The organism is Streptomyces sp. SN-593, from assembly GCF_016756395.1.
Taxonomy (GTDB): domain Bacteria; phylum Actinomycetota; class Actinomycetes; order Streptomycetales; family Streptomycetaceae; genus Actinacidiphila; species Actinacidiphila reveromycinica.
Map to the genome: position 1 here is coordinate 2,871,234 of NZ_AP018365.1, position 24,226 is coordinate 2,895,459.

The 24,226-nt window shown below is 72.1% G+C and carries 19 protein-coding genes and 1 tRNA gene; 15 read left to right on the forward strand and 5 right to left on the reverse strand.

Translation table 11 applies throughout. The features are described from left to right. Positions 1-207 precede the first annotated feature (207 nt). Positions 208-1,092 carry a phosphatase gene (locus tag RVR_RS11780; RefSeq protein WP_202233807.1) on the forward strand — a complete coding sequence of 295 codons (885 nt, stop codon included), beginning with the start codon at positions 208-210 and terminating at the stop codon, positions 1,090-1,092. 52 nt (positions 1,093-1,144) lie between these two features. On the opposite strand, the gene RVR_RS11785 is transcribed toward RVR_RS11780, so the two are convergent. From RVR_RS11785 to RVR_RS11795, 3 genes are read right to left on the reverse strand one after another with little or no spacing between them, the layout of a single operon-like run. Continuing rightward, positions 1,145-2,029: an acyl-CoA thioesterase gene (locus RVR_RS11785; RefSeq protein ID WP_202233808.1), complete on the reverse strand. Its 885-nt coding sequence runs from the start codon at positions 2,027-2,029 to the stop codon at positions 1,145-1,147. After that, complete coding sequence (locus RVR_RS11790) at positions 2,026-3,183, reverse strand: acyl-CoA dehydrogenase family protein (RefSeq protein ID WP_202233809.1); 1,158 nt, start codon at positions 3,181-3,183, stop codon at positions 2,026-2,028. The genes RVR_RS11785 and RVR_RS11790 overlap by 4 nt, the downstream gene beginning before the upstream one ends. 33 nt (positions 3,184-3,216) lie before the next feature. Then, positions 3,217-3,846 carry an SACE_7040 family transcriptional regulator gene (locus tag RVR_RS11795; RefSeq protein ID WP_202233810.1) on the reverse strand — a complete coding sequence of 210 codons (630 nt, stop codon included), beginning with the start codon at positions 3,844-3,846 and terminating at the stop codon, positions 3,217-3,219. A gap of 84 nt (positions 3,847-3,930) precedes the next feature. Here RVR_RS11795 and RVR_RS11800 point away from each other — a divergent pair, with 84 nt between their 5' ends. The 6 genes from RVR_RS11800 to glmS all read left to right on the forward strand — a co-directional run bounded on the left by RVR_RS11800 (position 3,931) and on the right by glmS (position 12,111). After that, positions 3,931-5,559, forward strand: a complete 1,629-nt coding sequence (locus tag RVR_RS11800) for a carboxyl transferase domain-containing protein (RefSeq protein ID WP_202233811.1) — start codon at positions 3,931-3,933, stop codon at positions 5,557-5,559. 41 nt (positions 5,560-5,600) lie between these two features. After that, complete coding sequence (locus RVR_RS11805) at positions 5,601-7,622, forward strand: acetyl/propionyl/methylcrotonyl-CoA carboxylase subunit alpha (RefSeq protein WP_202238547.1); 2,022 nt, start codon at positions 5,601-5,603, stop codon at positions 7,620-7,622. Further along, the gene (locus RVR_RS11810; protein ID WP_202233812.1) at positions 7,619-8,602 is read left to right on the forward strand and encodes a hydroxymethylglutaryl-CoA lyase; all 984 of its coding nucleotides are present in this window, start codon (positions 7,619-7,621) and stop codon (positions 8,600-8,602) included. Before RVR_RS11805 ends, RVR_RS11810 begins: the two co-directional genes overlap by 4 nt. 2 nt (positions 8,603-8,604) lie before the next feature. Further along, positions 8,605-9,771: an acyl-CoA dehydrogenase family protein gene (locus tag RVR_RS11815; protein ID WP_272933074.1), complete on the forward strand. Its 1,167-nt coding sequence runs from the start codon at positions 8,605-8,607 to the stop codon at positions 9,769-9,771. A gap of 108 nt (positions 9,772-9,879) precedes the next feature. Continuing rightward, a complete protein-coding gene (locus tag RVR_RS11820; protein WP_202233813.1) occupies positions 9,880-10,155 on the forward strand; it encodes a hypothetical protein in 276 nt (91 codons plus the stop codon). Positions 10,156-10,296: 141 nt separating this feature from the next. Then, positions 10,297-12,111: a glutamine--fructose-6-phosphate transaminase (isomerizing) gene (gene glmS / locus RVR_RS11825; protein WP_202233814.1), complete on the forward strand. Its 1,815-nt coding sequence runs from the start codon at positions 10,297-10,299 to the stop codon at positions 12,109-12,111. A gap of 57 nt (positions 12,112-12,168) precedes the next feature. Here glmS and RVR_RS11830 read toward each other — a convergent pair whose 3' ends face one another. Further along, positions 12,169-12,690 carry a universal stress protein gene (locus tag RVR_RS11830; protein WP_202233815.1) on the reverse strand — a complete coding sequence of 174 codons (522 nt, stop codon included), beginning with the start codon at positions 12,688-12,690 and terminating at the stop codon, positions 12,169-12,171. An 802-nt stretch (positions 12,691-13,492) separates the two neighbouring features. On the opposite strand from RVR_RS11830, the gene RVR_RS11835 reads away from it, so the two are divergent. The 7 genes from RVR_RS11835 (at position 13,493) to RVR_RS11865 (ending at position 21,196) form a co-directional block, all read left to right on the forward strand. Then, complete coding sequence (locus RVR_RS11835; RefSeq protein ID WP_202238549.1) at positions 13,493-14,929, forward strand: helix-turn-helix domain-containing protein; 1,437 nt, start codon at positions 13,493-13,495, stop codon at positions 14,927-14,929. Positions 14,930-14,939: 10 nt separating this feature from the next. After that, entirely contained in the window at positions 14,940-15,557 is a 618-nt protein-coding gene (gene orn, locus RVR_RS11840; protein ID WP_202233816.1) for an oligoribonuclease, read from the forward strand. 77 nt (positions 15,558-15,634) lie between these two features. After that, a tRNA-His gene (locus RVR_RS11845) sits at positions 15,635-15,707 on the forward strand. Positions 15,708-16,388: 681 nt separating this feature from the next. Next, on the forward strand, positions 16,389-17,888 hold the full coding sequence (locus RVR_RS11850; protein WP_202233817.1) for a cellulose binding domain-containing protein: 1,500 nt from the start codon (positions 16,389-16,391) through the stop codon (positions 17,886-17,888). A gap of 268 nt (positions 17,889-18,156) precedes the next feature. Continuing rightward, the gene (locus RVR_RS38885; protein WP_202233818.1) at positions 18,157-19,950 is read left to right on the forward strand and encodes a discoidin domain-containing protein; all 1,794 of its coding nucleotides are present in this window, start codon (positions 18,157-18,159) and stop codon (positions 19,948-19,950) included. Between the two features lie 191 nt (positions 19,951-20,141). Further along, positions 20,142-20,576 (forward strand): VOC family protein, encoded by a 435-nt coding sequence (locus tag RVR_RS11860; RefSeq protein ID WP_202233819.1) that lies wholly within the window; start codon positions 20,142-20,144, stop codon positions 20,574-20,576. A gap of 83 nt (positions 20,577-20,659) precedes the next feature. Continuing rightward, the gene (locus RVR_RS11865; protein ID WP_202233820.1) at positions 20,660-21,196 is read left to right on the forward strand and encodes an RBBP9/YdeN family alpha/beta hydrolase; all 537 of its coding nucleotides are present in this window, start codon (positions 20,660-20,662) and stop codon (positions 21,194-21,196) included. Between the two features lie 134 nt (positions 21,197-21,330). Here RVR_RS11865 and RVR_RS11870 read toward each other — a convergent pair whose 3' ends face one another. Then, on the reverse strand, positions 21,331-22,374 hold the full coding sequence (locus RVR_RS11870; protein WP_202238550.1) for a LacI family DNA-binding transcriptional regulator: 1,044 nt from the start codon (positions 22,372-22,374) through the stop codon (positions 21,331-21,333). 359 nt (positions 22,375-22,733) lie between these two features. Between RVR_RS11870 and RVR_RS11875 the strand changes: the two genes are divergently transcribed. After that, entirely contained in the window at positions 22,734-24,071 is a 1,338-nt protein-coding gene (locus tag RVR_RS11875) for an ABC transporter substrate-binding protein (protein WP_202233821.1), read from the forward strand. Positions 24,072-24,226: the final 155 nt, after the last annotated feature.

Below are 24,226 nucleotides of genomic sequence, written 5' to 3' on the forward strand. Positions count from 1 at the left end.
CCCGCCGCGACCGGGGCCCGGCGCGGTCGGAAACGGCCGGCCCCGGCGGGCTCCCGCGTGCCGGCGCGGTACGCCGGTACCCGCGACCCTAGGGACCCGCACCGCCCCCCGAAATGTACGTTTCCTCCAATCGGCGGGGGTGATTACGCCTCGGCGTCGATCCGGGGCGCGTCGCACACCAGCACGCCGGGGCGGGAGAATGTGCCCATGCCCATGGACCCGCTGCCTGCCACCCCCACTCGCCAGGCCCTCGTCTCGCACCTGATACGCACCCGGATCGCCGGGGACGTCGCGACCCCTCGCGAGAACAACCTCGACCACTACCGCGAGCTCGCCGAGGGCAACCGCTACTTCTGGTTCGGGCTGGACCTCGGCGACCGGTGGACCGACGCGTCGGCGGTGCTGGAGCTGATGGCCGAGCGGTGCGGCGTGGTCGCCGACCCCGAGCACGTCAACGGGCAGGACACCATCGACCCGGAACTGACCGTCGACGGGCTGGACCGGATGGCCGAGGTGCTGAGGAAGGCGGTGGAGGACCGTTCCACGGTCCTGCTGGCGAGCGGGCACCCCGCGGGCCTGTTCGCGGTGCACAACGTGCTCGCCAAGGCGCTGCGGGCGGTCGGCTGCCAGGTGGTCGGGCCGGCGGAGAACCTGTACGCGGACGGCGGCGAGATCCGCTACCTCGGCGGCGTCTTCATGCTGCACCGGGGCGGCAGCCTGGTGCACACGCACTCGCCCGAGCCCATGGCCGAGGTGCTCAACGCCCTGGAGCGCGACGGGCGCGGGCTGCCCGACCTGGTGGTGGCCGACCACGGGTGGGCGGGCTGCGCGGGGGCACGCGGCATCGACACGGTCGGCTTCGCGGACTCCAACGACCCGGCCCTCTTCGTCGGCGAGTCCGAGGGCAGCGTCCTGGTGAGCGTGCCGCTCGACGACAACGTGCAGCCCCACTTCTACGCCCCGATGGCGTCCTACCTGCTGGACGCGGCCGACCTGCGGCACCGCCCGGCCGCGCCCCGACCGGGCGGGGGCGGCCGGCACCGCCCCGACCCGCGGACCCGCAGGACCCGGACCCGCAAGACCCGCGACTAGATCCTGTCCGGCGAGGTCCGGTCACACGGCACCCGGGACCTGACGCAGGAGGTCAGGCGCGCGGCACCCGGACGAGGCCCTCCTGGATCACCGACACCGCCAGCGCGCCGTCCTGCGTGTAGATGCGGGCGGTGCCCAGGCCCCGGCCGCCCGAGGAGGACGGGCTCTGCTGGTCGTACAGCAGCCACTGGTCCGCCCGGAAGGGGCGGTGGAACCACATCGCGTGGTCCAGGCTGGCGCCCACCACGTCGCCGACCGCCCAGCCGCCGCGCCCGTGCGCGAGGAGCACGGAGTCCAGCAGCGTCATGTCCGACACATAGGTGGCGAGGCAGACGTGGAGCAGCGGGTCGTCGGCGAGTTCGCCCCTCGTGCGGAACCACACCTGCGAGCGGGGCTCGCGGCGCACCCCGGCGGTGAGGAAGGGCGGGTCCTCGACGTAGCGCAGGTCCACGGCGGCACGCGCCTCCTGCAGCCGGTCGATCACCGTCGGGTCGGGGAACCTGTCGGCGTGCTTCGGCAGCAGTTCGTCGGCCGACGGGAGCGACTCGGGGTCGGGCGCCGGCGGCATCGCCTCCTGGTGCTCCAGACCGTCCTCGTGGACCTGGAAGGACGCCGACAGGTGGAAGATCGGCTGGCCGTGCTGGATCGCGACGACGCGGCGCGTGGTGAAGGAGCGGCCGTCGCGGATCCGGTCCACCTGGTAGACGATCGGCGCGCCGGGGTCGCCCGGCCGCAGGAAGTACGCGTGCAGGGAGTGCGCGGCGCGCTCGGGGGGCACGGTGCGGCCGGCCGCGACCAGGGCCTGCGCGGCGACCTGGCCGCCGAAGACGCGCGGCACCACGGCCGAGCGGCTGTAGCCGCGGAAGATGTCCTGCTCGATCCGCTCCAGGTCGAGGAGATCAAGCAGGGACTCCAGGGGTGTCGGGTTCTCGTTCACAGGCCCATCGACTTGGCGATGATCGACTTCATGACCTCACTGGTCCCGCCGTAGATCCGGTTGACCCGGTTGTCCGCGTACAGGCGGGCGATCGGGTATTCGTTCATGTAACCGTATCCGCCGTGCAGCTGGAGGCAGCGGTCGATGACGCGGGCGGCGACCTCGGTGCAGAAGAGCTTGGCGGAGGCGGCGTCGGCGGCCGACAGTTGGCGCAGGTCGTGGGCCTCCAGCGCGCGGTCCACGACGGCCTCGGCGGCATCGACCTCGGCCTTGCAGGCGGCGAGCTCGAACTTGGTGTTCTGGAAGGAGGCGACGGTCTTGCCGAACACGGTGCGGTCCTGGACGTACGCCTGCGCGAAGCGGACGGCGGCCGCCGCCTGGGCGTACGCGCCGGCCGCGATGGCCAGCCGCTCCTGCGGCAGGTTCTGGCCGAGGTAGGAGAAGCCCTTGCCCTCCTCGCCGAGCAGGTCCTCGGCGGGCACGCGGACGTCGGAGAAGGACAGCTCCGCGGTGTCGGAGGTCTTCAGGCCGAGCTTGTCGAGCTTGCGGCCGACCGTGTAGCCCTCGGACTTGGTGTCGACGACGAACAGGGAGATGCCGGCGCGGCGGTCCTCGGCGGTGGGCGGGGCGGTGCGGGCGCAGACGATGACGCGGTCGGCGTGGACGCCTCCGGTGATGAAGGTCTTCGCCCCGTTGAGGACGTAGTGGCCGCCGTCCTCCGCGAGCTTGGCGGTGGTCTTCATGCCGGCCAGGTCGGAGCCGGTGCCGGGCTCGGTCATCGCGATGGCGAACATCGTGGCGCCGCTGACGAAGCCGGGCAGCCAGCGCTTCTTCTGCTCCTGGGTGGCGTACGCCATCACGTACGGCAGGCAGAGGCCGACGTGCACGCTGCTGCCGCCGAAGCTGACGCCGGCGCGCGCGAGCTCCTCGCCGATCACGACCTGGAACTTGAAGCTGGTCTCGCCCGCGCCGCCGAACTCCTCGGGCACCTCGATGCCGAAGACGCCCAGTTCGCCGAGCCGGTGGTAGAACTCCCGCGGCACCTGCCCGGCCGCCAGCCACTCGTCGTAGACGGGCACGACCTCGGCCTCGATGAAGGCGCGTATCGTCGCGCGGAACGCCTCGTGGTCCTCGTTGAACACCGTACGACGCACAGCGCGCCTCCCGTCGGAGAAGTAAGCAAGCGCTCAGAAAGTTACCCGCCGGTCGTCGCCGCTGTCCAGGCCGGAGCCGCCGTCGAGGGCGTCCAGCGCGCTCAGCGCGAGGCGGTGCAGAAGGGCGGCCATTCCGGCCCGGTCCGGCAGGCCGGACTGCGCGCCGAGGTGGGGCGTGGAGTTGAGCAGGCCGAACACGGCGTGCACGGCGGCGCGGGCCTCCAGTTCGGTGGCCCGCGGATAGACCCGCCGGACCACGCCGACCCACTCCTCCACGTACTGCCGCTGGAGCTGGCGGACGAGCTTGCGGTCCGAGTCGCGCAGCCGGTCCAGCTCGCGGTCGTGCAGCGTGATGAGCGGCCGGTCGTCGATCGCGAAGTCGATGTGGCCGCGGATCAGCGCGTCCAGCGCCTCGGCGGGCTCGCCGCTCTCGGCCACCCGCATCCGGCCCGCGGACAGCAGCCGCCCGCTGATCCCGACCAGCAGTTCGGCGAGCATCGCGTCCTTCCCCGCGAAGTGCCGGTACAGGCCGGGGCCGCTGATGCCGACCGCGGCCCCTATCTCGTCGACGCCGACCCCGTGGAACCCGCGCTCGGCGAAGAGCCGCGCGGCCTCCCGGAGGATCTGCTCGCGCCGGTTTTCCACAGCTTTCGTCGGACTCATGGAATCGAGTCTAGACAATCCCGTTAGCGGGCGTTAACGTGGAGTCATCGGTTAACGCTCGCTAACACACCGGGGGGCCGACCCATGGCAGCACCCGCCCTGACCAGTGCCACAGATCCGACATCGGAGGCATTCCGCGCCAACACGCAGGCGCACACCGCGCTCGTGGCCACGCTGCGTGACAAGCTCGCCACCGCCAGGCTCGGCGGCGGGGAGAAGGCGCGCGCACGGCACACCTCAAGGGGAAAGCTGCTGCCGAGGGACCGCGTCGACGGACTGCTCGACCCCGGCTCCCCCTTCCTGGAGCTGGCCCCGCTCGCGGCCGACGGGATGTACGACGGCCAGGCACCCGCGGCGGGGGTGATCGCCGGGATCGGCCGCGTCTCGGGCCGCGAGGTCGTGGTGGTGGCCAACGACGCCACCGTCAAGGGCGGCACCTATTACCCGATGACCGTCAAGAAGCACCTCCGGGCCCAGGAGGTCGCCCTCGACAACCGGCTGCCGTGCGTCTACCTGGTGGACTCCGGCGGCGCCTTCCTCCCCCGGCAGGACGAGGTCTTCCCCGACCGCGACCACTTCGGCCGGATCTTCTTCAACCAGGCGACCATGTCGGCGCGCGGCATCCCGCAGATCGCCGCGGTGATGGGTTCGTGCACCGCCGGCGGCGCCTACGTACCGGCGATGAGCGACGAGGCCGTCATCGTGCGCAACCAGGGCACGATCTTCCTCGGCGGCCCGCCCCTGGTGAAGGCCGCCACCGGAGAGGTGGTCACCGCCGAGGAACTGGGCGGTGGCGAGGTGCACTCCCGGACCTCCGGCGTGACCGACCACCTCGCCGAGGACGACCCGCACGCGCTGAGCATCGTCCGCGACATCGTGGCCACGCTCCCCGCCCGGGGAGCGCCGCCCTGGACGGTGCGGCCGGCGCAGCCACCCGCGGTGGACCCGGCGGGGCTGTACGGCGCGGTCCCCGCCGACTCCCGCACCCCGTACGACGTACGGGAGGTGATCGCCCGGCTGGTGGACGGCAGCCGGTTCGCGGAGTTCAAGGCGGAGTACGGCACAACACTGGTCACCGGTTTCGCCCACGTCCAGGGCCACCCGGTCGGCATCGTGGCGAACAACGGCATCCTCTTCGCCGAGTCGGCCCTCAAGGGCGCGCACTTCATCGAGCTGTGCGACCAGCGCGGCATCCCGCTGCTCTTCCTCCAGAACATCTCGGGCTTCATGGTGGGCCGGCAGTACGAAGCGGGCGGCATCGCCAAGCACGGCGCGAAGATGGTGACGGCGGTGGCGTGCGCGCGGGTGCCGAAGCTGACCGTGGTGATCGGCGGCTCCTACGGCGCGGGCAACTACTCGATGTGCGGCCGCGCCTACAGCCCCCGGTTCCTGTGGATGTGGCCCAACGCGAAGATCTCCGTGATGGGTGGCGAGCAGGCCGCCTCGGTGCTGGCCACGGTGAAGCGGGACCAGTTGGCGGCCGCCGGGGAGAAGTGGAGCGAGGAGGCGGAGGAGGCGTTCAGGGCGCCGATCCGCGAGCAGTACGACACCCAGGGCAACGCCTACTACGCGACGGCCCGGCTGTGGGACGACGGGGTCATCGACCCGCTGGAGACCCGCACCGTGCTGGGGCTGGCGCTGACCGCCTGTGCCAACGCGCCGCTGCCGGCGGCCGATCCGACCGCGCCGGGCTACGGCGTCTTCCGGATGTGAGGGCCGAGATGAGCAGTGTGCCCACCCCGAGCCGGCCGACGATGTTCGACACCGTGCTGGTCGCCAACCGGGGAGAGATCGCGGTGCGGGTGATGCGCACCCTGCGCGAGGCGGGGGTGCGGTCGGCCGCGGTGTTCACCGAGGCGGACGCCGACGCCCGGCACGTACGGGAGGCCGACAGCGCGGTGCGGGTGGACAGTTACCTGTCGGCGGCCGAACTGGTCCGCGCGGCGGGCGAGGCCGGCGCGCAGGCGGTCCACCCCGGATACGGGTTCCTCGCCGAGAACGCGGGCTTCGCCCGGGCCTGCGCCCGGGCCGGCCTGGTCTTCATCGGACCGCCGGCGGACGCGATCGAGCTGATGGGCGACAAGATCCGGGCCAAGCAGACGGTGCGCGCGGCCGGTGTGCCGGTGGTGCCCGGCAGCAGCGGCAGCGGGCTGACCGACGACGAACTGGCCGAGGCGGCGCGGGAGATCGGCATGCCGGTGCTCCTCAAGCCGTCGGCGGGCGGTGGCGGCAAGGGCATGCGGCTGGTCCGGGACGCGGCGCGGCTGCCCGAGGAGATCGCGGCGGCCCGCCGGGAGGCGCGCGGCTCGTTCGGCGACGACACGCTGCTGGTGGAGCGGTGGATCGACCGCCCCCGGCACATCGAGATCCAGGTGCTGGCCGACGCGCACGGCAACGTGGTGCACCTGGGCGAGCGGGAGTGCTCACTGCAACGCCGCCACCAGAAGGTGATCGAGGAGGCGCCCTCGGTCCTGCTGGATCCGGCTACCCGGGAGGCGATGGGCGAGGCCGCGGTGCAGGCGGCGCGTTCCTGCGGGTACACCGGCGCGGGCACCGTGGAGTTCATCGTGCCGGGCGCGGACCCGGCCGCGTACTACTTCATGGAGATGAACACCCGGCTCCAGGTGGAGCACCCGGTCACGGAGCTGGTGACCGGACTGGACCTGGTGGAGTGGCAGTTGCGGGTGGCCTGCGGCGAGCCGCTGGACTTCGGCCAGCAGGACGTCACGCTCACCGGGCACGCGATCGAGGCGCGGATCTGCGCGGAGACGGCGCGGCCGGGCGACGGCGGAGTGGACTTCCTGCCGTCGGCGGGCACCGTACTGGAGCTGCGCGAGCCGACCGGTCCCGGTGTGCGGGTGGACTCGGGCCTGGCGCCGGGCACCGAGGTCGGCACCGCGTACGACCCGATGCTCGCCAAGGTCATCGCGTACGGCCCGGACCGGGCGACGGCGCTGCGCCGGCTGCGGGCGGCGCTGGCCGGCACCGTGGTGCTGGGGCTGGAGACGAACACCGGCTTCCTGCGCCGGCTGCTGGCCCATCCGGACGTGGCCGCCGGCCGGTTGGACACCGGACTCATCGACCGGGACGCGGGCCTGCTGGTGCCGGACGGCGTGCCCGACGAGGTGTACGCGGCGGCGGCGCTGCTGCGGCAGCGCGCGCTGGCCGCGGAGACGGAGGGCGGCGGATGGGTCGATCCCTTCTCGGTGCCGAGCGGATGGCGGCTGGGAGGGGAGCCGGCCTGGACGGTGCACCATCTGCGGGTGCCCGGCCGCGACCCGGTGCGGGTGGGGGTGCGCGACGGCCGGGTCAGGATCGGCGACGGCCCGCAGGCGCAGGCGCGGATCGAGGTGACCGGGTCGCGGGTGGCGCTGTACCGCGAGGGCACCGTGTGCACGTTCGACGCGGCGGGAGACTGGCTCGGCCGGGACGGCGACAGCTGGCACGTGCAGGCGTACGACCCGGTGGCGGCGGCCCTGCGCGGGGCGGCGGCGGGTGCCGGGGGCGGTGCGCTGACGGCGCCGATGCCCGGCACGGTCACGGTGGTGAAGGTGGCCAAGGGCGAGCGGGTGGTGGCCGGGCAGAGCCTGCTGGTGGTGGAGGCGATGAAGATGGAGCACGTGATCGCCGCACCGCATGACGGCACGGTGGCCGAGATCGACGTCGCCGCGGGCACGGCGGTGGCGATGGACCAGGTGCTGGCGGTGGTCACTCCGGACGGCTCCCCGGACGGCTCCCCGGACGCCTCGCCGGACGGGAACGGGGAGGCGTCATGACGTCCGACGCCACGGACCACGGCTCGGTGCTCTCCGCGGGCCTGCCGATGGCGGTGCCGATGCCCGGCCTGCCGGGTCACGTCCGCATCCATGAGGTCGGCGCGCGCGACGGCCTGCAGAACGAGAAGTCGACGGTAGCGACGGAGGTGAAGGCGCAGTTCGTGCACCGCCTCGCGGAGGCGGGGCTGACCACGATCGAGGTGACCAGCTTCGTGCACCCCACGTGGGTCCCGCAGTTGGCGGACGCGGCCGAGTTGATGCCGCGCCTCGCGGACCTGGCCGCCCGCCCCGAGCTGCGGCTCCCGGTCCTGGTGCCGAACGGGCGGGGGCTGGAGCGCGCGCTGGAGCTCGGGGTCCGGGAGATCGCGGTGTTCGGCAGCTCCACCGAGTCCTTCGCCCGGGCGAACCTGAACCGCACGGTGGCGGAGTCGCTGGCGATGTTCGAGCCGGTGGTGGCCAGGGCCCGCGACGAGGGCCTGCGGGTGCGCGGCTACCTGTCGATGTGCTTCGGCGACCCCTGGGAGGGCCCGGTCCCGGTCGCCCGAGCGGCGAGGGCGGCCCGCCGGCTGTACGAACTGGGCTGCACCGAGGTGAGCCTCGGCGACACCATCGGCGTGGCGACACCCGGCCACGTGGTGGCGCTGCTGGACGAGCTGACCGCCGGCGGGGTCCCGATCGGGCATCTCGCGGTGCACTTCCACGACACCTACGGCCAGGCCCTGGCGAACACGCTGGCCGCGCTCCAGCGGGGCGTGGGCGTCGTCGACGCCTCGGCTGGCGGCCTGGGCGGCTGCCCGTACGCCAAGAGCGCCACCGGAAACCTCGCCACCGAAGACCTGGTCTGGATGCTGCACGGACTGGGCATCGAGACCGGCGTCGATCTCGACCGCCTCAGCGCCACAAGCGCCTGGATGGCGGAGCAGTTGGGACGGCCCAGCCCGTCCCGGACCGTCCGCGCCCTCACCCACCGGGAGCCGTAGCCATGTCGATCGACCACCGTCTGTCCGAGGAGCACGAGTCGCTGCGGGCGACCGTCGAGGAGTTCGCCCACGACGTGATCGCGCCGAAGATCGGCGACTTCTACGAGCGGGGCGAGTTCCCGTACGAGATCGTGCGGGAGATGGGGCGGATGGGCCTGTTCGGGCTGCCGTTCCCGGAGGAGTACGGCGGGATGGGCGGGGACTACTTCGCGCTCGGGCTCGCGCTGGAGGAACTGGCCCGGGTCGACTCCTCGGTGGCGATCACCCTGGAGGCGGGGGTGTCGCTGGGCGCGATGCCGGTCTTCCGGTTCGGCACCGAGGAGCAGAAGCGGACCTGGCTGCCGCGGCTGTGCTCGGGCGAGATGCTCGGCGCCTTCGGGCTGACCGAGCCGGAGTGCGGCTCGGACGCGGGCGGCACCCGGACCACCGCGCGGCTGGACGAGACGACCGGCGAGTGGGTGATCAACGGCACGAAGTGCTTCATCACCAACTCCGGCACCGACATCACCGGCCTGGTCACGGTGACCGCGGTGACCGGCCGCAAGGAGGACGGGCGGCCGCGGATCTCCTCGATCATCGTGCCCTCCGGGACCCCCGGCTTCACGGTGTCCAAGAAGTACAGCAAGGTCGGCTGGAACGCCTCGGACACCCGGGAGCTGTCGTTCGCGGACTGCCGGGTCCCGCGGGCGAACCTGCTGGGCGAGGAGGGCCGGGGGTACGCCCAGTTCCTGCGGATCCTCGACGAGGGCCGGATCGCGATCTCCGCGCTGGCCACCGGACTGGCCCAGGGCTGCCTGGACGAGTCGCTGGCGTACGCGCGGCAGCGCAAGGCGTTCGGCCGGCCGATCGGCGCCAACCAGGCGATCCAGTTCAAGCTCGCGGACATGGAGATGCGTGCCTACACCGCGCGCCTGGCCTGGCGGGACGCGGCGTCGCGCCTGGTGCGCGGCGAGGACTTCAAGAAGGAGGCCGCGCTGGCGAAGCTCTACAGCTCCGAGATCGCGGTGACCAACGCCCGCGAGGCCACCCAGGTGCACGGCGGATACGGCTTCATGAACGAGTACCCGGTGGCCCGGATGTGGCGCGACGCCAAGATCCTGGAGATCGGCGAGGGCACCAGCGAGGTGCAGCGGATGCTGATCGCGAGGGAGCTGGGCGTGACCGAGTGACCCGTCGCGGGTCGTTTCTCACCCGTTCGGCCCACCCTCACCGCACGGGGGTGCCCGAAAACGGGCAGGATTCTTGCAATGCGGCGATGATCTGATGAGTATCAACGAGTGCCCGAACCCCGGACGTCCTACGACGACCTCATCGACCACCTGGTCCGCACCACGTCGCTGCACCGCGGCGAGGCGGCCCGGGTGGTGATGGACGTCCTGGCCTACTTCGACGAGACGACCGAGGAGTACGTCTGCCGCAGGCACCGCGAGCTCCAGGTGAAGGGCCTGGTCAACACGGAGATCTTCGAGCGGATCGGCGAGGAGCTGCCGCACCGGGCGGTCGCCCCGGCCGCGCTGTCCCAGCGCCAGCTCCGCCGAATCGTCTACGGCTGACCGGGCACCCCACCTCACCGGCCCGCGGCTTCCGCCAGAGGCTCCCACCAGAGGACGCCGCCAGCGGAGGCCGGCAGCGGAAGCCGCCAGGAGCTCAGGGGCATCGGGCACCCCGACCAGTACGACCGAGAGGGACGACACATGTGCGGAATTGTCGGCTACATCGGCAGGCGTGACGTGGCACCGCTGCTGCTGGAGGGCCTGCAGCGACTGGAGTACCGGGGCTACGACTCGGCCGGCATCGCGATCACCGGCCGGTCGGGCGAACTGCGCACGGTCAAGGCCAAGGGCCGGGTGCGCGACCTGGAGGCCCGCGTCCCCAAGCGCTTCGCCGGCACCACCGGCATCGCGCACACCCGCTGGGCGACCCACGGCGCGCCCAGCGACGCCAACGCCCACCCGCACCTGGACGCGGGCGGCACGGTCGCCGTCGTGCACAACGGCATCATCGACAACGCCTCCGAGCTGCGCGTCCGGCTCACCGCCGAGGGCACCGTGTTCGGCTCCGAGACCGACACCGAGGTGCTCGCCCACCTCATCGCCCGCTCGCAGGCCGACACGCTGGAGCAGCGGGTCAGCGAGGCACTGCGCGCGGTCGAGGGCACCTACGGCCTCGCGGTGCTGCACCGCGACTTCCCGGACCGGATCGTGGTGGCCCGCAACGGCTCGCCGGTGGTGCTCGGCATCGGCGAGAAGGAGATGTTCGTCGCCTCCGACGTGGCCGCGCTCGTCGCCCACACCCGCCAGGTCGTCACGCTCGCGGACGGCGAGATGGCCACCCTCAAGGCCGACGACTTCCGCACCTACACCACCGAGGGCTCCCGGACCACCGCCACGCCGACCACCGTGGAGTGGGAGGCCGAGTCGTACGACATGGGCGGCCACGACACGTACATGCACAAGGAGATCGCCGAGCAGGCCGAGGCGGTGGACCGGGTGCTGCGCGGGCGGATCGACGACAAGTTCGCCACGGTCCACCTCGGCGGCCTGAACCTGGACCCGCGCGAGGCCCGGAGCGTGCGGCGGATCAAGATCCTCGGCTGCGGCACCAGCTACCATGCCGGCCAGATCGGCGCGCAGCTCATCGAGGAGCTGGCCCGTATCCCCGCGGACGCCGAGCCGGCCTCGGAGTTCCGCTACCGCAACCCGGTCGTGGACCCCGACACGCTCTACGTCGCGGTGTCCCAGTCCGGCGAGACGTACGACGTGCTGGCGGCGGTGCAGGAACTCAAGCGCAAGGGCGCGCGGGTCCTGGGCGTGGTCAACGTGGTGGGGTCGGCCATCGCCCGGGAGGCGGACGGCGGGACCTACGTGCACGCCGGGCCCGAGGTCTGCGTGGTGTCCACGAAGTGCTTCACCAACACGGTGGTGGCCTTCGCGCTGCTCGCCCTGCACCTGGGCCGGATCAGGGACCTGTCGGTGGCCGACGGGCGGCGGATCATCGAGGGGCTGCGCCGGCTGCCGGGCCAGATCGACGAGATCCTCAAGGCCGAGCCGGAGATCAAGCGGCTGGCGCTGCACTTCGCGGACGCGAAGTCGATGCTCTTCATCGGCCGGGTGCGGGGCTACCCGGTGGCCCGCGAGGCGTCGCTGAAGCTGAAGGAGGTCAGCTACATCCACGCCGAGGCGTACCCGGCCTCCGAGCTGAAGCACGGCCCGCTGGCGCTGGTCGAGCCGGCGATGCCGACGGTGGCGATCGTGCCGGACGACGACCTGCTGGAGAAGAACCGGGCCGCCCTGGAGGAGATCAAGGCCCGCAGCGGCCGCATCCTCGCCGTGGCCCACCAGGAGCAGGAGAAGGCCGACCACACGATCATCGTGCCGAAGAACGAGGACGAACTGGACCCGATCCTGATGGGCATCCCGCTCCAGCTCTTCGCCTACCACACCGCCCTGGCGCTCGGCCGGGACATCGACAAGCCGCGCAACCTGGCGAAGTCGGTCACGGTGGAGTGACCGGCGCACCGCGGTGCGGGTCCCGGACCGGTCGTCCGGCCGGGCCCGCACGGCCGGTCACGGAATGACCACCACCGGTCGCTGCGCCCGCCGGGCCAGCCGCCCGGCCACCGAGCCGAAGATCCGGCCGACCATGCCGTGCGTGCCGCCCACCACGATGGCGTCGGCTTCGTACTCCTTGCCGACCTCCTCCAACTCGTGGCAGATGTCGCCGCCGCGCTCCACCAGCACCCAGGAGATCTCGGCGAGGTAGTCGGCGCAGGCCAGTTCCAGGCCGAGCACCTCGGTGCGGTGGTCGGGCACGTCCACGAAGACCGGCGGCTCGCAGCCGGCCCAGACGGTGGCCGGCAGCCGGTTGGCGACATGGACGATGATCAGTGCGGACCGGGTCCTACGGGCCATCCCGATCGCGTACGACAGCGCGCGCTCGCTGGAGACGGACCCGTCGAAGCCGACGACGACGCCGTGCCGGAAGGCCGGATCGCAGGAGTGGTGCCGCGCGGTGGCCAGCTCGGGAACCGTCGCCTCGTCGGCGATCGGCCTGCCGTCGGCGGGCTCGGGAATCTCATGACCGGCCATGATGCGGATTCTCGGCGAGGGCGGCGCTGACGCGCCGAGCAGCGGACAAGACGTTTCTCGCGGGGCGGGCCGCCGCAGCGGCCGGTTTCGGCCAGTTCACCACTTCCCGTCCCACTCCCTCCAGGGTACGGCCGGCAGGAGCGCCTGCACAGGGCTGATCAGCTCTTCACAGGCTCCTCCGTACGTCTTGCGTACCCGGAGTTCCCAGGAGAATGCCGGAGGCGGGCCGAGAGCGCAACGGCACCGCGCCCACGAGTGCGACGTCATCGCGCCAACCGGCGTCACGGTTCGGCGCACGGGCGCATCACGGGGGCGCACTGCCGATACCTCCGAGGCAACTTCCGCCACCGCCTTCCGCCGCGGCCCGACCAGCACCGCGCGCACCACCCCGGCGGCGGCCGCACATGTGCAAGTTCACTCCGGAATACCCGCGAAAGCCGTACGCGTATTCAGCTCCGGAGCAGCGATTTTCGGCCAACTTGGCGCCGTTACGCATTCGTTGGCGGCCAGGCGCACTAACACCTGCGCCACCAGCGGTTCTACGATGCGGCAGGAGCCGGACGGCGCGGTCCGCAGTCACGAGGGCACGAGGCGTACTTCCCAGCGGGCCGCCCGGGTGAAACGCTTCGTGATCGAATGCTTTACGCCACGTTGCCTTGTCGACTTAGCGTCAGATGGTGAACTTGTCACTAACGCCCCACCTGACACAGTAGATTTGATCATGGGTGACTGCGCAGGACCGCGGGGGATTACGTGCAGGACCGAGGGGACGACGCGTCGATACGAGGGGGGCTTGAGCTCCATGAGCCAGGAGTCCAGTTCCGGTACGGCGGCGGACACTCCGTCGCAAGCACCATCGGCATCGCCTCGCGCCATCCGCAAGCTCTCCGCGCGCCGCCGGCCCGAGGTGGTCGCGGTGCTGCTCTTCAGCGGTGGTCCGATCTTCGAGAGTTCCATACCCCTGTCCGTCTTCGGCATCGACCGGCAGGACGCGGGCGTGCCCCGCTACCGGCTGCTGGTCTGTGCCGGCGAGGAGGGTGCGCTGCGCACCACCGGCGGGCTCGAACTGACCGCGCCCTACGGCCTTGAGGCGCTCGCCCGGGCCGGCACCGTGGTCGTGCCCACCTGGCGCTCGATATCCCAGGCGCCTCCGCCCGAGGCCCTGGACGCGATCCGCCGCGCGCACGAGGAGGGTGCCCGGATCATCGGGCTGTGCACCGGTGCCTTCGTGCTCGCCGCCGCCGGACTGCTGGACGGCCGCCCGGCCACCACGCACTGGATGTACGCGCCGACGCTCGCCAAGCGCTACCCGTCGGTGCACGTGGACCCGCGGGAGCTCTTCGTCGACGACGGCGACGTGCTCACCTCCGCCGGGACCGCGGCCGGCATCGACCTGTGCCTGCACGTGGTGCGCACCGACCACGGTACGGACGCGGCCGCCGCGCTCGCCCGCCGGCTGGTCGTGCCGCCGCGCCGGGCGGACTGGCAGACCGGCCCGCGGCACATGGACCGCTCTTTACCCGAGGAGATCGGCGCGGACCCGCTGGCCGAGGTCGTCGCGTGGGCGCTGGAGCACCTCCACGAGCAGTTCGACGTCGAGGCGCTGGCCGCGCGCGCGTACATGAGCCGGCGCACCTTCGACCGACGGTTCCGCTCGCTGACCGGCAGCGCACCGTTGCAGTGGCTGATCACGCAGCGGGTGCTCCAGGCGCAGCGGCTGCTGGAGACGTCCGACTACTCCGTCGACGAGGTGGCCGGACGCTGCGGTTTCCGCTCGCCGGTGGCGCTGCGCGGGCACTTCCGACGCCAGCTCGGCTCCTCCCCCGCGTCGTACCGTGCCGCCTACCGCGCCCGTCGGCCGCAGGACGACGGCGACCGGGACCGCGACCGGGACCGGACCGTGTCTCCGTCCGACGTGCCGCCCGCACGCCGGGGCGGGCTGGGGGGCCCGGCGGCGGGCCCGTCACACGGCTACGGAAACGCGCACGGCAACGCTCATGGGAGCGCTCACAGCGCCGTTCCCGGGGTGGGAGCGGGCGGCGGACCGGGCAGCGGCTCGGGCGGCGGCTCGCAGGTGCTGGCCGCCCCGGCCAAGGGCGACCCGGACGCGTACAGCACCTCCGCGCGCGTCCCGGAGCAGTCCGGGCGGCCCGATCCGGCCGACGGGGCGGCGCGCGGGCGGCTGCGCGCCGGACGTGGTCTGGGTGCCGCCCTCCCCGGACCACGGGATCGCCCTTAGGGTGAGACACATGAACGACCGGATGGTGTGGATCGACTGTGAGATGACCGGCCTCTCCCTGGCGCACGACGCGCTCATCGAGGTGGCCGCGCTCGTCACCGACTCCGAGCTGAACATCCTCGGCGAGGGGGTGGACATCGTGATCCGCCCGCCCGCCGAGGCGCTGGAGACGATGCCGGAGATCGTCCGGCAGATGCACACCGCCTCCGGGCTGCTGGAGGAGCTGCCCGGAGGGGTCGGCATGGCCGAGGCGGAGAAGGTCGTCCTGGACTACATCCGCGAACACGTCGCCGAGCCCCGCAAGGCGCCGCTGTGCGGCAACTCCGTCTCCACCGACCGCGGCTTCCTCGCCCGGGACATGCCGGCGCTGGAGCAGCACCTGCACTACCGCATCGTGGACGTCTCCTCGATCAAGGAGCTGTCCCGGCGCTGGTACCCGCGGGCCTACTTCAACAGCCCGGAGAAGAACGGCAACCACCGCGCGCTCGCCGACATCCGCGAGTCCATCGCCGAACTGCGCTACTACCGCGAGGCGGTCTTCGTACCGGCCCCCGGACCGGACACGGACACCGCCCGCGCGATCGCCGCGAAGCACGTCGTCCCGCCGTCCCCGCACCCGGCCGGATAAGCGGGGCGCGACCACCCCCCGCCACCCTGTACACTTTTGCTCGCGGCGCCACTCCGGCAGGAAAAGCGCCGCTCGTGGTGGGTGTAGCTCAGATGGTAGAGCACCTGGTTGTGGTCCAGGATGTCGCGGGTTCGAGTCCCGTCACTCACCCTCCGGGAAGGGCCCCCGACCGCTGAGAAGCGATCGGGGGCCCTTCCGCCGTTCCCGGCCCTGTTCCCGTTCCCGGCCCCGGAGATCGGCCCCGGATCGGGCCCCGCGCGGTCCTGGTCCGCCCTGGAACCCTCCCCCCGGCCCGGTCCCGTCCGGCCCCCACCGGTGCGCGTACGGGCCCACCCGTCCCGGCTCCCACCGCGACCGCGCCGGGCCCGCCCGCACGGGGGCGGGCGCCGGCACGCGCGGTGACCCCGCTGCCCGGCCGCGATTGTCCGGTTCCGACCCGGGCACTTGACACCCGCCGCCCCGCCGCGGGCGCGCTCTCCCGGACACGGAATGACGGGAATTGCGCGGGGGAAACGCCGAACCAATGGGAGCGCTCCCACAACTCCTTCCCTCCCTCTACCCGGATACACGGCGAGCCGCTATGGTCTCGGAGCGGACCAGTGGGAGCGCGCCCACGCCCATCCCCGCTCTGCGCACCACACGGGCCGCCGGGCGGCCCGCGCCACCGGGCTCCCACCCGGCGCGGGCCGCACCGCACACCCGGCACCCGGCACCCGGCACCCGGCACCCCGAACACCCGCACAAGCACCCGCACCCGCACCCGCACCCGCACAGAGCACCCGCACGTCGCACCACCTTCCCCCCACATCCCCCACATCCCAGGAGTCGCACATGCGACGACCCACGCGCACCGCGGCGCTCTCCGTCGCCGCCGTCACCGCCGCGGCGGCCGCCACCACGCTGCTGCCCGCCCTGGGCACCGGCACCGCCGCCGGCGCCACCCCCTCCTGCACGGTCGCCTACTCGGTCACCAACCAGTGGGACACCGGGTTCCAGGGCAACGTCGTGATCACCAACAACGCGGCGGCCACCACCAGTTGGAAGCTCACCTTCGACTTCGCCGGCGGCCAGCACGTCACCCAGGGCTGGAACGGCACGTGGTCGCAGTCCGGAACGACCGTGAGCGCGACCTCCGCGTCGTACAACGCGGCGATCCCCACCGGCGGCAGCGTCAGCGCCGGGTTCCTCGCCGACTTCTCCGGCGCGAACCCGAGCCCGACCTCGTTCGCGCTCAACGGCACGACCTGCAACGAGGACGGCGGCACCACTCCCCCGACCAGCCCGCCGGGAGACGGCGACGGCGGCACCGGCGACCCGGCCCCACCGAAACTCCACGTCTCCGGCAACCAGTTGGTGGACTCCACCGGCAAGAAGGTCGTGCTGCACGGCGTGAACCGCTCCGGCACCGAGTTCGCCTGCGCCCAGGGATACGGCATCTTCGACGGACCGGTGGACGACGCGGCGATCGACGCGATCAAGAGCTGGAAGGGCGTCAACGCGGTGCGCGTGCCGCTCAACGAGGACTGCTGGGAGGGCCTTTCGTACGTGCCCGCCGAGTACGGCGGCGCCGCCTACATCAGCGCGATCACCGACTGGGTGAACCGCCTCGTCGCGCACGGCATCACCCCGATCGTCGAGCTGCACTGGACGCACGGGCAGTACACGGGCAACTCGGCGGGCTGCTCGGACGTCAACGCCACCTGCCAGAAGCCGATGCCGGACGCGCAGTACGCGATCCCGTTCTGGCGCGACGTCGCGGACACCTTCAAGTCCGACACCTCGGTCGTCTTCGACCTGTTCAACGAGCCCTACCCGGACCGCGCCACGTCCACCGCCGAGCAGGCGTGGACCTGCTGGCGGGACGGCGGCACCTGCCCGGGCATCGGCTACCAGGTGGCCGGCATGCAGGACCTGGTCGACGCGGTGCGCGGCACCGGCGCGCAGAACGTGATCATGCTCGGCGGGGTGGCGTACTCCAACGACGAGACCGGCTGGCTGGCCCACGAGCCGACCGACCCGGCCGGGAACCTCGCCGCGTCGCTGCACGTGTACAACTTCAACACCTGCGCCAACCAGTCCTGCTGGGACAGCCAGATCGCCCCGGTCGCCGCGCGGGTGCCGCTGGTGGCCGGCGAGATCGGTGAGAACACCTGCGCGCACTCGTTCACCGACACCTTCATGAACTGGCTGGACGCGCACGGGCTGTCGTACCTGGGCTGGACCTGGAACACCTGGGACTGCTCCTCCGGCCCGTCGCTGATCTCGTCCTACGACGGGACGCCGACCGCCTACGGGCAGGGCCTCAAGAACCATCTGGCCGCGCTGGGTTGAGCGACCCGCGCCCCGACCGGGCGGTCCCGTGCATGGATGGCGTGCACGGGGCCGCCCTTCCGTATGTCCGCCTTGTCCGGCAACCGCCGTGTGAGCAGCGGGTCGTCCGTTCGGGAGTCGAAACGGCGGGGGTGGCCGGCGGGCCAGTATGGAACAACTTATTGACGCCGATGTACGGGCCTTGTAAACATCACCTCGCCGGAGAGCGCTCTCACCCCCATGCTCCGGCCTCCATCACGGACCCCCACCCGGATGAGGAGATCCCCAGATGCCAGGCAGCACTCCGCCGTTGGTGCGGCATCGGCCCGGACGGCACGACAGGTCCCGGCCGTATCTCGTCCTGACCCTCCTGCTCGCCCTGACCGCGGGCCTCGCGCTCGTCGTCACCTCGCAGTCCCCGGCCCGCGCGGCCGGCACGCTGCTGTCCCAGGGGCGGCCCGCCACCGCCTCCTCCGTCGAGAACGCCGGCACCCCCGCCTCCGCCGCCGTCGACGGCAACACCGGCACCCGCTGGTCCAGTGCCGCCGCCGACCCCCAGTGGCTCGAAGTCGACCTGGGCTCCGCCCAGTCGATCGGCCAGGTGCGGCTGGACTGGGAGACGGCGTACGCGAAGGCGTTCAAGATCCAGACGTCGGCCAACGGCACCGACTGGACCGACGTCTACTCCACCACCACCGGCACCGGTGGCGACCAGACGCTCCCCGTAAACGGTTCCGGCCGCTACGTCCGGGTGTACGGCAGCCAGCGCGCCACGCAGTACGGCTACTCGCTGTGGGAGTTCCAGGTCTACGGCGGCGGCACCGGCACGCCCGCCACGTGCGCCACCGACGACGCGGCGCAGGGCCGGCCGGCCGCGGCGTCCTCGTCCGAGAACGCCGGCACCCCCGCCTCCGCCGCCGTCGACGGCGACACCGGCACCCGCTGGTCCAGCTCGTTCAGCGACCCGCAGTGGCTGCGGGTGGACCTCGGCAGCTCGGAGCCGATCTGCAGCGTCGGCCTCAACTGGGAGGCGGCGTACGCGACCGCGTACCAGATCCAGATCTCGGACGACGCCGCCAACTGGACCACGGTCTACTCCACCACCACCTCCACCGGCGGCATCCAGACCGTGGACGTCACCGGCACCGGCCGCTACGTGCGGATCTCCACCACCGCGCGGGCCACCGCGTACGGCGTCTCGCTGTGGGAGTTCTCGGTGCACCTGGCCGCGGGCACCACGACGCCCCCGCCGACCGGCGGTGACGACTCGTTCTGGGGCGGCACCGGCCAGATCCCGGCGGCGAACAACGTGATGGAGGTCGCGATCCTCAACCGGACCAACGGCGCGTACCCCGACAGCCAGGTCTACTGGAGCTTCGACGGCCAGGAGCACTCCATCGCCGAGCAGCCGTACTTCGACATGCCGGCCAACTCCTCGGGCCGGATGTACTTCTACGTCGGCTCGCCGAACAGCCAGTACAACGACTTCATCGAGTTCACCATCGGCCCGGACGTGTTCAACGGCAACACCACCCGGGTCGACGCCTGGGCACTGCCGCTGGCCATCCGGCTGCACTCGCACAGCGGCCAGGACGTCCAACTCGGCGACGCCCAGGACCTCTTCACCACCAGCCGGGACCAGGTCTTCCAGGAGTTCCAGGACGCGGTGCCGCAGCAGTTCAAGGTGCTCGCGCAGACCCAGGCGCCGTACCGGATCATCGCGCCGGGCAGCGACCCGAGCTTCCGGGCCGGCGGCGCGAACGCGAACTACTTCACCTCCTACGCCCAGTCGGTCGGCGTCAACGCGGCGACCTCGGACATCTTCGGCTGCGCCGGCGCGCTGGCCGGCGACCCCAGCACCTGCGCCGCGCTCAACCGGCACACCGCCACCCTCCCGGCCGACCAGCAGCAGGACCCGACGAAGTTCTACTCGGGCGACCCGGCCAACTGGTACGCCAAGTTCTGGCACGACCACGCGATCAACGGGCTGGCCTACGGCTTCCCGTACGACGACGTGGCCGGGCAGGCGGCGTACACCTCGATGCAGGACCCGCAGTGGATGGAAGTCGCCGTCGGCTTCTGACCCCCGAGAACCGTTTCCCGGAAATCCCCCCACAGGAGCCGGCGGGGGCGGGGCGGGCACACGAAGCCGCGTGTGCCCCGCCTCGCCCCCGCCGGCGCGTCCGCGTCCACCGGGCGGCGGACCCGGACGTGCCCCGGGACACCGGTCGCCGGTCCCGCGACCGGGCGACGACCCCCTGCTAAGGTGCGCCGATGTCACCGATCAGGCAGTTCCAGGTCACCTTCGACTGCGCGGACCCCGAGCGGGTCGCCCGCTTCTGGTGCGACGTGCTGGGCTACGTGGTGCCGCCCCCGCCGGAGGGGTTCGCCGACTGGGACGCGTTCGACCGCTCCCTGCCCGTCGAGCGGCGGGGCGCGAGCTTCGCCTGCGTCGATCCCTCGGGCGTGGGACCGCGGCTGTACTTCCAGCGCGTCCCCGAGGGCAGGGTGGTGAAGAACCGCGTCCACCTCGACGTGCGGGTCGGCACCGGACTCGTCGGCGACGAGCGCCTGGCGGTGCTGCGGGCGGAGTCCGAGCGCCTGGTCGCGCTCGGCGCGGTCGTCGTCCAGGTGCTGGTCGCCGACGGGGAGAACGAGTCCTGCATCGCGATGCGGGACGTCGAGGGCAACGAGTTCTGCCTCGACTGACGGTCCCCCGGCCGGGGTGACCGCGGCCGGTCGCGGACCGGGACGGCCGCACGGAACGCTGGGAGCGAGGGGAAGGGGTCGGTATGGCGCGCAACGCGGTGATCTTCCACGGGACTGGGGCCAACCCGCGGGTGTGCTGGTACCCGTGGCTGGGGCGGCGGTTGGCCGCGCGGGGATACGAGGTGCGGCTGCCGCACCACCCGGAGCTGAACGTGGAGCCGATCGGCACCTTCCTGCCGAAGGTGCTGGCCGGGCAGCCGTTCGACGAGGACACGGTGCTGGTGGGGCACTCCGGGGGCGCCGCGCTGCTGCTGGCGGTGCTGGAGCACATCGAGGTGCCGGTCGCGCAGGCGGTGCTGGTGGCGGGGTACGCGACGCGCCCGAACGACTCGGCGGAGCCGGTGCTCCAGGAGACCTACGACTGGGCGGCGATCAGGGCCCACGTTCGGGACTTGTACTTCGTCAACTCCCGGGTGGACCCCTACGGTTGCGACGAGCACCAGGGGCGCGCGATGTTCGAGCGGCTGGGCGGCACCCAGATCGTGCGCGACGACGGCCACTTCGGGGACCACGACCAGCCGTACGACACGTTCGAGCTGCTGGACCGGCTGATCCCCTGAGGAGCCCGCCGGGTCCGGCGGGCCACCCGCGCCGGCGGACCGCCCGCCCCACACCGCGCCCCGCCGGGCCCCACCTCACACCGCGCCCCGCCGGACCGCCTCCTGCCCGGTCCGCGCGCGGCCGGGTCCCCGCCTCACACCGACTCGCGCCGGACCAGCTCCGTCGCGAGGACCACGTGCCGGCGCACCGAGGTGCGCTCCGCGATCTCCTCCAGCAGCACCCTCGCCATGGTGCGGCCCATCTCCTCCGTGGGCTGCCGCACCGACGTCAGCGCCGGGTCCATGTGCCGGGCGATCGCCGAGTCCTCGAAGCCGACCAGCGCCACGTCGCCCGGCACGCTGCGGCCCTCCTCGCGCAACACCGCCCGCGCACCGGCCGCCATCACGTCGGACGCCGCGAACACCCCGTCCACGTCGGGCCAGCGTGCCAGCAGTTCCCGCATCGCCCGGCGCCCGCCCTCCTCGGTGAAGTCCCCCGCGGCGATCAGCTCGTCGTGGCCGGACGCGCCGCCCTCCCCCGCGGAGGGCCCGCCCGCGGCCACCGCCTGGCGGTACCCCTCCAGCCGTGACCGGGCGACGTACATGTCCAGCGGCCCGGTGATCGTCGCGACCCGGCGCCGGCCCCGCTCGATGAGGTGGGCGACCGCCGCCCGCGCCCCGCCCACGTTGTCGGCGTCGACGTAGGACACCGCTTCGAGGTCCGAGCGCCGGCCGTTGAGGACCGCGGGCATGTCGAGCTGCTCCAGCAGGTCCGGCAGCGGGTCGTCCTCGTGGACGGACACCAGCAGCACCCCGTCCACCCGGTGCGCCGTGAGGTACTGCGCGAACCGCGCCCGCTCCTTGGGGGTGCGGATCAGTGTCAACAGCAACTGCATGTCGGTGTCGGCGAGTTCGGCCCCGATGCCGCGGATGATGTCCGAGAAGTAGGGCTCGGCGAACAGCCGTGTCTCAGGCTCGGGAATGACCAGTGCGATCGCGTCCGTGCGGTTGCCGGCCAGGGCCCGCGCCGCCCGGTTCGGCACGTAGCCGAGCTCGGCGATCGCCGCCTCCACCGCCGTCTTCGCCCGCTCGCTGACCCGCGGTGAGCCGTTGATCACCCGGGAGACCGTGCCGCGCCCCACCCCGGCGCGCACGGCCACCTCCTCGAGGGTGGGCCGTCCGCTGTGCCGCCCGTTCATGGCCACTGGAGCCTCCTGTACTCACTGCGCGCCACCTTAGCGCGAGGTCCTTCCACTGCGACGAAGCTCTTGAGAGCGCTCCCACGTTACAAGCAACCTTGCCCACCCCACGGGGCGCCGACCCGGGGGCTTCCGTTCAAGAAGTGACCATCCGTCCGTCCCGGACACGTTCCGGCAACGAAATCGACTTCACATCTTGACTTTGACCCCTCGCAGGCATGAGTGTTCCGGCAAGCCTAGTGGGAGCGCTCCCACGCATTGCTTCCGACGATCGCCGTTTTCGTCGTCACCCGGGGACAGCTCCACCCGCATCGCACGCACCACCGCATCGCACGACCCACCCTGACAAGGAGAGTGGAATGCGCACTTCCGGCAGAACCCGCAGGACCGCCGTTCTCGCGGTCGCGGGTCTCGCAGCCTGCGCGACCCTGATCACCGGTTGCGGCAGCAACAGCAAGGACGACAGCAAGGGGGGATCGTCCAACGAGAAGATCACGCTGCGCATCGGTGACTTCGGCTCGTTCGGCTACGACGACAAGACGGGCGCGAAGCTCTTCGCCGAGTACCACAAGCTGCACCCGAACATCACCATCAAGGAAGACAACGTCTCCGACAGCGGCCAGTACTGGAACTCCCTGAAGCTGCACCTCACCCAGAACAGCGGCCTCGACGACATCCAGGCGATCGAGATCGGCTTCGTGGCGAACGCGACCCAGCCGCAGTACGCGAACAAGTTCGTGGACTTCACCACGGTCAAGGGCTTCGACGCCGGCAACTGGCTGGACTACAAGGAGAAGGAGGCCACCACCTCCGACGGCAAGATCATCGGTGTCGGCACGGACGTCGGCCCGACCGCGATCTGCTACCGCAAGGACCTGTTCAAGGCAGCCGGGCTGCCCACCGACCGGGACGCCGTCGCGGCGCTGTGGGCCGGCGACTGGCAGAAGTTCGTGGACGTCGGCAAGCAGTTCAAGGCCAAGTCGCCCAAGGGCGTCGCCTTCACCGACTCCGCCGGCGGCCTGTTCAACGCGGTGCTCTCCAGCCAGACCACGCAGTACTCCGACCAGAGCGGGAAGTTGATCTACGACTCCAGCCCGGGCGTGCAGACCGCGTGGAACCTGTCCGCCGAGGCGGTGCAGGACGGACTGACCGCCAAGCTCCAGCAGTTCGACCAGAACAACACCTGGAGCGCGGCGTTCAAGACCAACAAGTTCGCCACGGTCGCGTGCCCGAGCTGGATGATCGGCCAGGTCGCGGCCGACTCCGGCACCGCCAACAAGGGCAACTGGGACATCGCCCAGCCCCCGCAGGCCGGTAACTGGGGCGGCTCCTTCCTCAGCGTCCCGAAGTCCGGCAAGCACGTCGCCGAGGCCGAGGCCCTCGCGCAGTGGCTGACCGCGCCGGCCCAGCAGGTCAAGGTCTTCCAGAAGTTCGGCAACATCCCGTCGACGAAGGCCGGCCTGGACGACCCCGCGGTGGAGAACACCACCAACGACTTCTTCCCCGGCACCCCGATCGGCAAGATCTTCGCCACCACCGCGCACAACATCCAGCCGGCCCCGATCGGTCCGAACGACGGCACCGTGAAGGACATCATCACCCAGAACGGCCTGCTCGACATGGAGCAGCGCGGCACCTCGAAGGCCAGTGCGTGGTCGAAGGTGCAGGCCGCAGTCAAGGACCAGGTCGGCAGCTGACCCCGGGTCGGCAGCCCGTCCCCGGTCCGCGGCCGGCTCCACGCCGCCGGCCGGACCGAGGTCCGTCCGACCGGGTCCCGGCGGTCGCACCGCCGCCGCTGCGGACCGCCCGGCAGTAACTCCCGCCTGCCGGGCGGTCCGCCCCGCCCCGTCCC

What these genes read in the sequence shown, in the direction of transcription:
- RVR_RS11815 (WP_272933074.1), top strand. Translation starts at nt 8,605, where the DNA reads ATGTCGATCGACCACCGTCTGTCCGAGGAGCACGAGTCGCTGCGGGCG.
- RVR_RS11860 (WP_202233819.1), top strand. Translation starts at nt 20,142, where the DNA reads ATGTCACCGATCAGGCAGTTCCAGGTCACCTTCGACTGCGCGGACCCC.
- RVR_RS11870 (WP_202238550.1), bottom strand. Translation starts at nt 22,374, where the DNA reads ATGAACGGGCGGCACAGCGGACGGCCCACCCTCGAGGAGGTGGCCGTG.
- RVR_RS11805 (WP_202238547.1), top strand. Translation starts at nt 5,601, where the DNA reads ATGTTCGACACCGTGCTGGTCGCCAACCGGGGAGAGATCGCGGTGCGG.
- RVR_RS11795 (WP_202233810.1), bottom strand. Translation starts at nt 3,846, where the DNA reads ATGAGTCCGACGAAAGCTGTGGAAAACCGGCGCGAGCAGATCCTCCGG.
- orn (WP_202233816.1), top strand. Translation starts at nt 14,940, where the DNA reads ATGAACGACCGGATGGTGTGGATCGACTGTGAGATGACCGGCCTCTCC.
- glmS (WP_202233814.1), top strand. Translation starts at nt 10,297, where the DNA reads ATGTGCGGAATTGTCGGCTACATCGGCAGGCGTGACGTGGCACCGCTG.
- RVR_RS11810 (WP_202233812.1), top strand. Translation starts at nt 7,619, where the DNA reads ATGACGTCCGACGCCACGGACCACGGCTCGGTGCTCTCCGCGGGCCTG.
- RVR_RS38885 (WP_202233818.1), top strand. Translation starts at nt 18,157, where the DNA reads ATGCCAGGCAGCACTCCGCCGTTGGTGCGGCATCGGCCCGGACGGCAC.
- RVR_RS11850 (WP_202233817.1), top strand. Translation starts at nt 16,389, where the DNA reads ATGCGACGACCCACGCGCACCGCGGCGCTCTCCGTCGCCGCCGTCACC.
- RVR_RS11800 (WP_202233811.1), top strand. Translation starts at nt 3,931, where the DNA reads ATGGCAGCACCCGCCCTGACCAGTGCCACAGATCCGACATCGGAGGCA.
- RVR_RS11830 (WP_202233815.1), bottom strand. Translation starts at nt 12,690, where the DNA reads ATGGCCGGTCATGAGATTCCCGAGCCCGCCGACGGCAGGCCGATCGCC.
- RVR_RS11835 (WP_202238549.1), top strand. Translation starts at nt 13,493, where the DNA reads ATGAGCCAGGAGTCCAGTTCCGGTACGGCGGCGGACACTCCGTCGCAA.
- RVR_RS11865 (WP_202233820.1), top strand. Translation starts at nt 20,660, where the DNA reads ATGGCGCGCAACGCGGTGATCTTCCACGGGACTGGGGCCAACCCGCGG.
- RVR_RS11875 (WP_202233821.1), top strand. Translation starts at nt 22,734, where the DNA reads ATGCGCACTTCCGGCAGAACCCGCAGGACCGCCGTTCTCGCGGTCGCG.
- RVR_RS11780 (WP_202233807.1), top strand. Translation starts at nt 208, where the DNA reads ATGCCCATGGACCCGCTGCCTGCCACCCCCACTCGCCAGGCCCTCGTC.